The sequence below is a fragment of the Achromobacter sp. UBA5777 genome, assembly GCF_002418565.1.
Taxonomy (GTDB): Bacteria; Pseudomonadota; Gammaproteobacteria; order Burkholderiales; family Burkholderiaceae_B; genus Achromobacter; species Achromobacter animicus.
The window spans coordinates 70742-70963 of the sequence record NZ_DIEJ01000082.1 but is presented as its reverse complement, the minus strand read 5'-3'; the positions used below and the strand labels follow the sequence as shown (position 1 = coordinate 70963).

The 222-nt window shown below is 58.6% G+C and carries 1 protein-coding gene; it reads right to left on the bottom strand.

Annotated elements, in window-relative coordinates; all coding sequences use genetic code 11:
• Positions 1–32: 32 nt before the first annotated feature.
• Positions 33–222: hypothetical protein (locus B3446_RS06000; protein WP_291378409.1), on the bottom strand; the 190-nt coding region annotated here is incomplete at its 5' end.

The window sequence follows — 222 nt, the reverse complement described above, 5'->3', positions numbered from 1 at the left end:
GGTGGCGCTGCGCTTACCGGGGCTACAATTCTTTAGCGCGGATACCCTTCCAGCAGGGTATTCAGGCGTTCGGCCATCAGTTCCCCCCGCCATCCGGCGACCAGTTCCGGTAAACCATTTTGCGGTTTCAACTTCCAGTGCCAGTTCAGCAGCTGGTTAATCTGACGACGTGAAGCCAGCAGTTCGGCACTCAGTTTGCTTTCCCCCGCCACCGTCTGCACC